Source organism: Rhizobium sp. YJ-22 (assembly GCF_029601685.1).
Classification (GTDB): Bacteria; Pseudomonadota; Alphaproteobacteria; order Rhizobiales; family Rhizobiaceae; genus Metarhizobium.
Genome location: NZ_JARRIR010000039.1, coordinates 1 through 10,186, shown reverse-complemented (window position 1 = coordinate 10,186; position 10,186 = coordinate 1). Strand labels below are relative to the sequence as shown.

10 protein-coding genes are annotated in these 10,186 nt (G+C 55.7%); 7 read left to right on the top strand and 3 right to left on the bottom strand.

Features of this window, described 5'->3' with window-relative positions:
- Window positions 1–113 precede the first annotated feature (113 nt).
- On the top strand, window positions 114–752 hold the full coding sequence (msrQ, locus tag P7F60_RS30450; RefSeq protein WP_277921200.1) for a protein-methionine-sulfoxide reductase heme-binding subunit MsrQ: 639 nt from the start codon (window positions 114–116) through the stop codon (window positions 750–752).
- A gap of 141 nt (window positions 753–893) precedes the next feature.
- On the opposite strand, the gene P7F60_RS30445 is transcribed toward msrQ, so the two are convergent.
- Together P7F60_RS30445 and P7F60_RS30440 are read right to left on the bottom strand one after the other, a co-directional pair.
- On the bottom strand, window positions 894–2,165 hold the full coding sequence (locus P7F60_RS30445; RefSeq protein ID WP_277921199.1) for a TRAFs-binding domain-containing protein: 1,272 nt from the start codon (window positions 2,163–2,165) through the stop codon (window positions 894–896).
- A gap of 71 nt (window positions 2,166–2,236) precedes the next feature.
- Complete coding sequence (locus tag P7F60_RS30440; RefSeq protein ID WP_277921198.1) at window positions 2,237–3,163, bottom strand: DUF4231 domain-containing protein; 927 nt, start codon at window positions 3,161–3,163, stop codon at window positions 2,237–2,239.
- Between the two features lie 818 nt (window positions 3,164–3,981).
- On the opposite strand from P7F60_RS30440, the gene P7F60_RS30435 reads away from it, so the two are divergent.
- The 6 genes from P7F60_RS30435 to P7F60_RS30410 all read left to right on the top strand — a co-directional run bounded on the left by P7F60_RS30435 (window position 3,982) and on the right by P7F60_RS30410 (window position 9,016).
- Entirely contained in the window at window positions 3,982–4,941 is a 960-nt protein-coding gene (locus P7F60_RS30435; RefSeq protein ID WP_277921197.1) for a carbohydrate kinase family protein, read from the top strand.
- A gap of 82 nt (window positions 4,942–5,023) precedes the next feature.
- Window positions 5,024–6,427, top strand: a complete 1,404-nt coding sequence (locus tag P7F60_RS30430) for a toll/interleukin-1 receptor domain-containing protein (protein WP_277921196.1) — start codon at window positions 5,024–5,026, stop codon at window positions 6,425–6,427.
- Window positions 6,424–7,119, top strand: a complete 696-nt coding sequence (locus tag P7F60_RS30425; protein WP_277921195.1) for a DNA lyase — start codon at window positions 6,424–6,426, stop codon at window positions 7,117–7,119. Before P7F60_RS30430 ends, P7F60_RS30425 begins: the two co-directional genes overlap by 4 nt.
- The gene (locus tag P7F60_RS30420) at window positions 7,116–7,706 is read left to right on the top strand and encodes a 7-cyano-7-deazaguanine synthase (RefSeq protein WP_277921194.1); all 591 of its coding nucleotides are present in this window, start codon (window positions 7,116–7,118) and stop codon (window positions 7,704–7,706) included. Before P7F60_RS30425 ends, P7F60_RS30420 begins: the two co-directional genes overlap by 4 nt.
- Before the next feature lies 1 nt (window position 7,707).
- Window positions 7,708–8,175 (top strand): TIR domain-containing protein, encoded by a 468-nt coding sequence (locus tag P7F60_RS30415; RefSeq protein WP_277921193.1) that lies wholly within the window; start codon window positions 7,708–7,710, stop codon window positions 8,173–8,175.
- Between the two features lie 10 nt (window positions 8,176–8,185).
- On the top strand, window positions 8,186–9,016 hold the full coding sequence (locus P7F60_RS30410) for a hypothetical protein (RefSeq protein WP_277921192.1): 831 nt from the start codon (window positions 8,186–8,188) through the stop codon (window positions 9,014–9,016).
- A gap of 27 nt (window positions 9,017–9,043) precedes the next feature.
- Here the strand turns inward: P7F60_RS30410 and P7F60_RS30405 are convergent, their stop codons facing one another.
- A complete protein-coding gene (locus P7F60_RS30405) occupies window positions 9,044–10,135 on the bottom strand; it encodes an RHE_PE00001 family protein (RefSeq protein ID WP_277921201.1) in 1,092 nt (363 codons plus the stop codon).
- Window positions 10,136–10,186: the final 51 nt, after the last annotated feature.

The window sequence follows — 10,186 nt, the reverse complement described above, 5'->3', positions numbered from 1 at the left end:
TAAATCAACCCGCAAACCGAGCCGGAAACTCCATTCTTCCAAAGCCCAAAAAGTCTCAAATCATTTGACGACGGACACCTCTACGCGGGCATGGACCTCCGGACGAATTACTGATGCAGCCGTCCGGACGAAGCTTGTTGAAGCAATGGCAACCGGCCTTGATATGGGCGACATATGTCGCCGGGCTGGCGCCTGCCGTCTGGTATTTTTACCTCGGCGCGACGGGCGGGCTGGGCGCCGATCCAGTCAAGACCTTCGAATTGCTTCTGGGGCTGTGGGGCTTGCGGTTTCTGATCCTCACTATGGCCGTGACGCCTGTTCGCGACCTGATCGGCTGGAATTTCATCGCGTATCGCAGGGCGCTTGGGCTGTTGTGCTTCTACTACATCGTCCTTCATTTCACCGTCTATCTTGTGCTTGACCAGGCAATGGACGTCACCGCTGTCGTGAACGACACGCTCAAAAGGCCGTTCATCATGTTCGGAATGGCCGGTCTTGCGATGCTCATCCCGCTGGCCGTTACGTCCAACAGGGTTTCGATAAGGCGGATGGGCGTGAACTGGATCCGGTTGCACCGCCTGATCTACATCATTGCCGCATGCGGCGTGCTCCACTATGCCTTGTCGACGAAAGTCTTTTCAGTGGAACAGCTGATCTACATTGGCCTGATCATCGCGCTAATCCTCTGTCGCAGCGCGCGACCGATTTGGCGCAGCCGCAAACCGCGCCGTTACCAGTCGGTTACGCCTTGAAGGGACTCGAACCGCCGACCCCTTTGATATAAATGCTATCTCTCTGTAATTGTGTCGCGATCGGCTTTGCCTGCAGCCGGCGATAGCCGATCGGGATCTCTCCACACGTTCGATCACTACAATGTCAGCTCTTGTGCCTCCTCACGCCATCTCCTGTTCGCGATCCTTGTTACCCGCTAAGGCACTAAGGGTCACCTTGGTTTTCTCAAAAGTCTCTACATGCCAATCGGGTGGGTTTAGCTTCCTGAATTCATCTTCGTATAATACGCCCTCAGCAGCGCGGCCGAGTCCATACATCGTATTCGCCAAGGTTGCATAGACCCAGGCCTGGTCGGAGCGCTCAGAGAAGGAAGGCTCCGACACTATAGAGTGCAATATGCCAACAAGGGCTACCCGCGTCTTGCTTGCGCTCATTTTGTCGAACAGTCGCTCCGCCGGATCTTCTTGCTCGATGGAACGCATGTCGAAGCAGCTGGCCAGATTCTCGCCATTGTAGTAGTCGCGCCTGATTTCGAAGCCGCGACTATAATACCTGAGAGCGAGATCAAGATGCACACGCTCCCCCTGCAGGAGCCAAAGGTTTTTATGGATGGCTCCCGTGATCCCGAGGGTTTCCGGATCATTGGAATCATCGGGCTTGAGCACTTCCATAATTTTTAACGCTCGCAGCAGGGCGACCTCTGCGGATGGCTTTTGGGATTTATAAGTCGCCAATGCAAATTGCTGCCTGAAGGACGGTTCCTCGGGCTTCAATTCGGACGCCCTCTCAAACGCCACGGCCGCTCCGATCATATCGCTGGCATCGAAAGCGTCCCTACCCTGCTGCAGGACCGCACTCAACACCTGATGGGCTTCCTCTGCCTCGTTCAACACCTCGGCGTATTGCTCATCCGATAGCCGAGGCCGCTGCAACTTCGGTAGATATGTGTAGACCGGACTATCTGGAACGGTCGATGCCAGCGCCTTCTTTATGAGGTCGCCGAGTTCGGCACTGGCACGTTTGGCTTCCTTGTGGCCGATATCTGGCCCGAGGTGCTCATACATAAACGTATTGATATGATTCAGGTCGAAATGGAGTTTCCCGTCCTTTTCCTTCATGATGACGGTAGTATTCGGCCGTAACGCGTGCCTCACTCCCAGTTCGTAAACAGCATTAACATTTCCTGTAGAGATGTCAGCAACCACGACCTCGGCCCGGAGAAGTAGGTCGTACATTGCGACATCGATCACGCCGCTCGCATTGATGTCGATTGCTCGAATTGGTCGAAGCCCCGCAGACTCGGCAGCGGGCTGTATGATGGCGTCAAATGTAGAGTCTAGATCGAGCGTTCGACCGGATTCGTAGTCTGTCTTCTTTCCGAACCCCATAACCACAAAACACACGGGCCGGTCATCAGGTTTTGTGGTCGACATCTCATGGTCTCCGTTCTTATTTTGAGGCCGTTTAAGAGCGCTCGTTCTACCTGAGCACTCGAGCAAGGGCACTAGGCTTGCTGCTGCCTAGCGACCCATTGAGTGTGTTCCCTTGAGAAGGCTTGCTCGGCTTCAACGACAAATTGTGAGAATTCCTCATCGGTATTCACTTCCAAAATGCGGCCTTGAATGATACCGATTTCGTGTGCAGTCAGTGTGTAGCTTGAGGCCAACTCGTTGAACTTCTTGATTTGCATCCATCCAAGGATGGACGATGCGATAACGATGACCGGTTCAATAGGCCAGAACGAGAATTCAGGTAATACCACGCGCAGTAAGTTCATAATGATGGCGCATGCGTACGCGATGACGCTAGCGATCACCCAAAATTTGCTGGCCTTCCTATTCAGCCCCGCATTCTTTGCGTACCAGGAACGCTGCTCGCGGATTCGAAATGTCTCGTAGTACTCGATACGCTCTCGCAAAGGCAGGGCGCGCACTTCCTCCATTGATTTCGTCACCTGGTCGTGCGCGGCTTTATCGGAGGGCATCCGGTCTCCGATGTGGCGGTTCGCCTGGAGAATCTCGGTAAGGTAACTGCGGAATTCTGCCCTGGTCACCTCAGTGCTGTCATTACCAGCAAAAGGCTCCGCAACCATGCAATACTTCCAACAGGATGTCTTGATCGATTCTGCGAGGGCCCGGCCGCGGTACCAATCCTGTTCAGGCTTTTGTTGGTTTCTGTAGATCAGGACACCAAGCGAACCGATCAGCACTAGGACCGGAATAATGAAGTACGCAGGTGTCGTGTAGAAGTTCATTGAAAGGATCGCCGCTAAGAAAAGCAGCAGGTATTCGGCTCTTACAAGTCGAAGATAAAGGGCTTGTGAGCCCGCCGACATGTCATTGGCCGTCTTATAGAGAGCCGGGTAGTCAAATTGGTTTTTTTTCACGGTGTGATTGCTCTGATCCCTGCGACGATTGAGGTCGAGTTCCAATTAACCATCATATCTGCGGCCTGTGAAACTGCTGATGGAATTCGCTGAGATCTGTAGGGGACGATGCCTAGAATCGGCTTTCGAAGTTGCGTTGCAAAGTCGATCTCGAACTGAATCCAGTCGCTGTGGGCAACATACATCCCCGCAAGAATTACCACGCACTGGACGGGCCTGATCTGGTTTCGTAGTTGCTCCTGCAATCCAGCCCGAGTTAGTCCTTCGAATGCTCTAGCTTCAGGCACTGAGTAATTGGTCCAGATGAAATGGTTGGCGTCGTTTAGGAAGCGAATGGCCCGGTCATACCCTTCGCTGTACCGCCAGGCATGACTGATGAAAAGTCGATAGTTGTGCAAGTATGGCATAAGCGCTCCCCAGCGGTTTAAGTAATAGCTACTAGCGAGCCCGCGCAACCACAAGACGTATGAACCACTCACCGGCCACTTTGCACAACGATTTCTCTACGAGGCCGATCAGCGCGATGACAGAGCTACAGAATTCTGCCGCCGGCCCGGTGAAAATACGCGCGTCATCGGAATTACGGATCTCGCCGGTAGGCAGCAGTCGCGTCGGTCGACGAACATCGTGCCCACTAGCCTTCAGCACACGAACTGTGCTTCATTCGGCGCTCTCTGAAAGGGAGCGCACCGTTGCATATTGCTGGGGGCATATATCGAGAAAGTTGCGAGGTTCCGTCCTGGGAGGGCGTCTGGGGATCGGGCCTACGCGCGGCTGTAGCTATAAGCCGCCTAGCCTCTGCCGTCACCTTGCACGGATACTTCCGAGAGCCGTCTACCGAGATCACCCAACGGTTACGATCGATGGGGGTAAGGCTGCAATCTCATCCAAGGTCGCGCGACATCGCGTTCGCATACTTCCATCCTCTATCGGATCCCTTCATCGAACCACGCCTGCGAGAAATCCAGCGCGAGGCCCCCTTAGACATACAGGCGAACAATATACTTCGCTTTGGGTTCCTCGAAGGGTCGGCTCGCGTGACCGGCTCACGGGTGATCTACGACCCCCAGTCGCCACACGCTCCCGAGGCTTTTTCCGAGAACGGGTCCGCCGCCGACGAACTTGCATTGGTGATGAACGAGCAAGAGTTCAAAGCTTACTCGAAATCCGACGATCTCGATGCTGGCGCCCGTGACTTGATGGAATCCCGCGCCGCAAATGTCGTCGTCGTCAAGCGAGGCGTCTTTGGCGCCCTCGTCTACTCAAGCATCGGCGCTGCAGTTGAAATTCCCATTTACCAATCGTCTCGCGTGTTCAAAATCGGAACTGGAGACGTCTTCTCAGGAGTATTCGCGCACTTCTGGGCTCAAGAGCGGCGAAATCCAATAGAAGCAGCTGACTTGGCTTCCCGCGCTGTCGCCATTTATTGCGAAGCTCCCGTTTCCCCTATCGACGCGGCTGGCCTTGAAGGCCGCGAACCCGTCAGAGGCAATCCACCTTTGGCCGTCGACATTTACGGCGCTGCCGATACCTTGGGGCGCCGATACACGTTACAAGAGGCATTGTACTGCTTAAGGTCCCTCGGGGTGGACGCATCGATTGCAGCAGAAGCGTTGACTGGCGCGGGGGGTCGCAATAACGCTGTCAGTCTCGTTATCGCGGACGGTGTTTCTGATGAGAGCCTGAGTGCACTAAACACCGTACTCGGGGGCATCGTAGTCCTCGACGAAGAGCATCGACCCTTACCACCTGACATTGATCGCGTCCGTGTCTCCGACGATTTTGCTTCCGCTATTTACCAAATTTGTATGAAACGCCCATAAGTTGAACGTTTTAAAGACGTACCAGTTGCAAATCCGCATGCGCTCAATAGGATTCGGTTGTCCTTTGGGGGGGATTCGCTGCATGTCAGACGTCTATGTTGTCCATTCGAGCGAGGACAACGCTATCACGGCCAAGATTGTCGAGTTTCTTAAGAAACACTGGCATGTCTGGTGGGACGACGAGATGGTCGGTGACTTTGCGAAGGTTATCCAACAGGAGATGGCTGGAACGAAATGCGTTGTCGCGATCCTGTCGGCAAGCGCGACAGAGAAGGAGACCGTCGTCGACGAGATGCGACTGGCGAAGGAAGCGGGGGTAAAAATACTTCCCGTGGTGCTCGATGGCGCCAAGCTGCCTTACCCGTATGGGGGCCTTAGCCGCGTAGATTTCTTACAGTGGGACGAAACGGAAGCACACTCTGATTTTCAGAAACTACTTCGCAAAATCACCTCCGTTGTGCCTCGCCGCGTCCCTCCGACCCGCCCCACGTCGATCCCCGATACGTCGCTCGCCCTGCCCGCCGTTTTCCTATCAGTGTCATCGCATGAGACCCAACTTGTCCCCTTGGAGGCAGTTGAGGCCCTACGGGTTTTTGGGTCGCCCACAATTCTGGTTTCGGCTTACGACCTGTGGAACAAGCGCCGGCCCGATAAAATGATTTCCGAGTTAGAGAAGATACGGAGTGCTGGCGGAATCATTCTGGTCGATTCCGGAAACTACGAGGCGACCCGGCGCGGCGACAGAAAGTGGAAGCCTGAGCGTTTTTATGAGGCGCTTAATGGCGTTCCGCACGACTGGTCCTATTGCTTCGACGTAATGCGGCCATCGAAAGACCCCGCGAAGGCAGTGGCGCAGGTGATCGATGCGGTCAATAACGATGCGCATGCGACCGGATCGAAAGTCCTTCCGATCGTCCACACCCACAGATATGAAGCCGGTTACGACACCCGGCAACTACCCGTGGTTGTCGCAGCCGTTGCCCGCGAATTGCGACTGCCAATCGTTGCAGTGGCCGAGCGCGAACTTGGTCTCGGCTTGATTGAAAGGGCCGCCACGGTTCAAAGAATTAGGCGTGCTCTCAACGAGCTTCCGTTTTATCAAGCGCTGCATATTCTGGGGACAGGTAACCCGTGGAGCATCGCACTTCTTGCCGCGGCCGGCGCCGATAGTTTCGATGGCCTAGAATGGTGCCGAATGGCTATCGATCACCACACCAACCGGCTAAACCACTATCAGCATTTTGATTTTTTCACCTTTCAAACTGAATTCTCCGAATCAAAGGTCACTTTGGAAGCGCTAGGAGACAAGGATATCGGCTATGCGGGCAAGGTCGCGTTCCACAACCTCGAATACTATCGATCATTCGCACAAAAGCTCTACGACCATGCACATACGCAGCGAATGGAAGCGTTCATGATAAAGGTCATGGGGGACGGCGCCACCAACCAGATAACCGAGGAACTGCCGGGGATCTTCTCGCGATGACGGACACGGCTCGCCTAGAACGCGCCATCGTGTCGATCTACCCGGAGATCCACCGTCGCGCCACATCATCGATAAACGATGCAGACGAGGGGATACTGTGGAAGGAGCTCTCATGCTGCGTGCTGAGCAGCCAGGTTAAATATTCTGTCGCCGTTGCTGCAGCAGATGCGTTAGAACGCGAAGCCGTATTGTACCACCAAGCCGCCTCGGTGAACGCACTGGAAGCAATTCTGCGATCCCCGTTACTGGTTGAGCGCCGCGTTCAGCATTATCGCTTCCCTAAATCGAAGGCCCAGCAACTGGCAGCGACCCATGCCGCAGTCCACTCGGCAGCAGGCGGGCTCTTACCTCTGCTCGACGGGTTTTCATGCGCGGAAGAAGCACGCTGCTGGTTTGTGACAAACGCACCCGGGATGGGTCCCAAGCAAGCGAGTATGTTCCTTCGAAATGCGGGTATGACATACGATCTGGCGGTTCTCGACCGGCATGTGGTCGACTACATGGATGAAGTCGGCCTCGCCAGCGCCGAACGTCCCGGAGCGTTGTCCACCCTTAACGGATACTCACGCCGCGAGAACGCCTTGAAGGCTTATGCCCACAGCCTTGGAATGTCAGTCGGCCTGATGGACTGGGCTATCTGGATTGTCATGCGCGTATTCAAAGCCGGAAACAATAGGGTAACTTATTCATGAGCGTCGTCACTCTGGTGTCTGGGGGCCTCGACTCCACCCTCGTCGCTTATCTCGCCAAAGAAGAAGGCCTGCGCCTCCATCCGCTCTTCGTCAATTACGGGCAGCGCGCGCTCGAGCGCGAGCTTGCCGCCTGCAAGCGCGCGATGGCGAAACTCGGTCTCGACAATCTTGAAGTTGCGGACCTTTCGGGCTTTGGAGCGCTCATACGTTCCGGTCTCACCGATCCAAGCCAGAGGATCATTGAGGACGCTTTCACCCCGGGCCGAAACATGCTCTTCCTATTGCTTGCGTCCGCGCACGCGTACAAGGTCGGCGCCGATGCCGTCTCAATCGGTCTTTTGCACGAGGAGACAGCATTATTTCCGGATCAGACATCGGGGTTCTTGCGGGATGCGGAAAGCTTAATTTGCCGGATTATGGGACGAGAGATTAGGGTGCTCGCGCCATTGGCCACCTTCCATAAGGATGAAGTCATTGCACTTGCACGAATCAAGGGTATCGAAGGCACCTACTCCTGCCATATGGGCGAGGAAGAGCCTTGCGGAAACTGCATTGCTTGCAACGAGTTCCAAATAGAGGAGGCGTGAAGTGGGGGGAGGCAGCAGCGGAAGCTGGAGTCGGCTCGGCGACATCCGTAGCCTTGAAGAAAAGGCGAAACAGGCGCTGCAAGGCGGGAAGCGAAATGTTTTTATCAGCTTCGCAACCGAAGACATGGACGAGGTAAATCTTCTCCGTGCACATGCGAAGAATGAAAACAGCGACATCGAGTTCAACGATCACTCGGTTCGAGAGCCCTATAACAGTGACCGCGCTGCCTATATCAAGGAGAAAATAGGGGAGCGTATCGCCCGTTCGTCGGTATGCGTCGTTTATGTGTCCGACACAACGCGTCAGAGCGATTGGGTGAAGTGGGAAGTCGAAGAAAGTATTCGTCAAGGCAAAAAAGTGGTTGGTGTGCATCCTCAAGGCAGGGCGCCGAGGACTAGCCCACAATGGGTCTCCGACTATGGCATCAAACTGGTGAAATGGGCGGATCTTTCGAAGGAATTGAAGTAGGTTTTATCGAGTGTCCGACGAACATTTCTCGAACGAGCGGGCGATCACGCTGCCTGTTTCCTCTCAGATAATTCTTTGTGGGGCGGGCGCTTTCAGTGTTATTTGGTTGGTTGGCGCACTCATCGTCGCCCTATGTTTTGATAGTGGAAGTCACGCACCAACCAAGGTTAACGAATGGGGTGACTTCGCTGCTGGCGTTTCGGCACCCATCGCTTTCGTCTGGCTTGTGGTAGCCGTTATTCTCCAATCCACCGAGTTACGCGAGCAGCGACGGGAATTGTCCCTGACGCGTGACGAGTTCAAACATAACCGCTCCGTCATGAAGGCTCAGGCCAAAGAAGCGGAAAAGCAGGCCAGATTTATTGAGGAACAGACAAAAATACTTGGGATCAGGCAGGCCAACGCTGAGGCAGAAGATATCTTCTCAGCCTGCGTTGCTCTCGTAGCGACCCGACTTCGACAATACACTAACGCATGGAGTTTCATCCTGGTAGAGCGTTACGATCCAAACGGACCCACGCAAGGCTCAGACATTAGCTTAAAGACCAAGTTCTATGAAGGCGCTTCAGATAATCTAGTCATCGCCAGAACCGCGCAAATGCTGCGAACACAGCTACGCGAAATGAGAGAGAAGGCACCAAATCCAGACCTTCGTGCAGAATACCCTTATGATTTTCAGAGGATCTATGGTGCGGTTACGGACAGCGCCGAGAAAATATCCGCGTTGCCACCAAATTTTCAGATTAAGGCTGCGACGCTTGAACTCGACGACTTGAAAACTCAATTGACTTTCATTGCTGACCACGCCGGCATCCAGCCGTTCGGTCCGATTTCAAGCTGATGCAAATTCCTGTCAGACCATCAGGTATCAGATCACCCCCCAGGCCCGAAACCTCCCCCTGCCCGTCATCTCGCGAAGACCGAGCTCCTGCACGATGCGCCGCGCCCCTTGCGGCGTGACCTCAAGCGTCTTCGCCACCATGCCGGCCGAGATCAACGGCCGCGACATGACGAGCTCCACGAGTTCCGGCAGCCTGGATGACGTTCGCCGCCCCTCCAGTTTGCGCATCATCATCTGCCGCGCCAGCACCAGCCGGTCATGCTCCTTCAGCCCGGTCTCGGCGGCATTGATCAGCGCCTTGGTTATTGCCAGCAACCGTGTCTCCCGATCACGATGCCGGCGCCGATCGACAGGGATGGCCTTGAGCCCCAGATTGATCGCCGCGAGATGTCCGCCGGTGGTAACGCCGCCTTGGCGCAGGACCGAGGCGGCCAGCAGCCGACCGAGCCAGGGCGCATGTTGGAGCACGGCGATCTCATTCCAGGCATCGAGGGCGACGATGGTCTGAAGGACCGGTGGTAGATCCTGGGCGCGCGCCAGCACGGACTGCCACTCCGCCAGCCGCTCGTCCTCATCCCAGTCAAGATCGTAGACAAAGGGATCCTTGTCCGGAGCGGTTTTGGCCCGCCCCGGCCTCTTCGCCTCCTCGATGGCGGCCTCGGATCGGGCAAGCACCGCATCGATCGCGGCAAACGCATCACCCAGACTGTCACTGTGCGGATCTTCGGCCTCCCCTACCCCAGCCCCAGTGCCGCCCACCTCAACATTCCCATCCGGCAGCCCCTCCCCGTCGCCACCCAATGATGCCGCGGGCCACGCCCGCCCGCGCAGCGACGCGAGGCCTTGAGCAGAGAGCGCCCAGGCGGGTGGATGGGCGGCAATGCGGCGTCGGGTTTTCAGGATGTCGCGAGCGATGGTGAGTTCGTGGGTGGGTGCGCGAATATCTCGAAGCGCATCATGCAGGACGAGGTCCTCGAGATGGACGAGTTCACCATCCACCCAGAGCGAAGCATGCGCGTCGAGAAAATGCGCGCGCTCCAGAAAGCCTTCACCGACGGGAGAGCGGGCGATGCGCTCGTCGAGACGGGTAAGAGTGCGTATTCCGATGAAGCCGGCCATTGATTCCGAAACGAAGCCGGCCACCCATTCCGATTTCATTCCGGCCAGCAT

Bases quoted from the DNA above. Each gene is read 5' to 3' on its own strand.
- msrQ (WP_277921200.1), top strand. From the start codon at position 114: ATGCAGCCGTCCGGACGAAGCTTGTTGAAGCAATGGCAACCGGCCTTG.
- P7F60_RS30445 (WP_277921199.1), bottom strand. From the start codon at position 2,165: ATGTCGACCACAAAACCTGATGACCGGCCCGTGTGTTTTGTGGTTATG.
- P7F60_RS30435 (WP_277921197.1), top strand. From the start codon at position 3,982: ATGGGGGTAAGGCTGCAATCTCATCCAAGGTCGCGCGACATCGCGTTC.
- P7F60_RS30430 (WP_277921196.1), top strand. From the start codon at position 5,024: ATGTCAGACGTCTATGTTGTCCATTCGAGCGAGGACAACGCTATCACG.
- P7F60_RS30425 (WP_277921195.1), top strand. From the start codon at position 6,424: ATGACGGACACGGCTCGCCTAGAACGCGCCATCGTGTCGATCTACCCG.
- P7F60_RS30420 (WP_277921194.1), top strand. From the start codon at position 7,116: ATGAGCGTCGTCACTCTGGTGTCTGGGGGCCTCGACTCCACCCTCGTC.
- P7F60_RS30405 (WP_277921201.1), bottom strand. From the start codon at position 10,135: ATGGCCGGCTTCATCGGAATACGCACTCTTACCCGTCTCGACGAGCGC.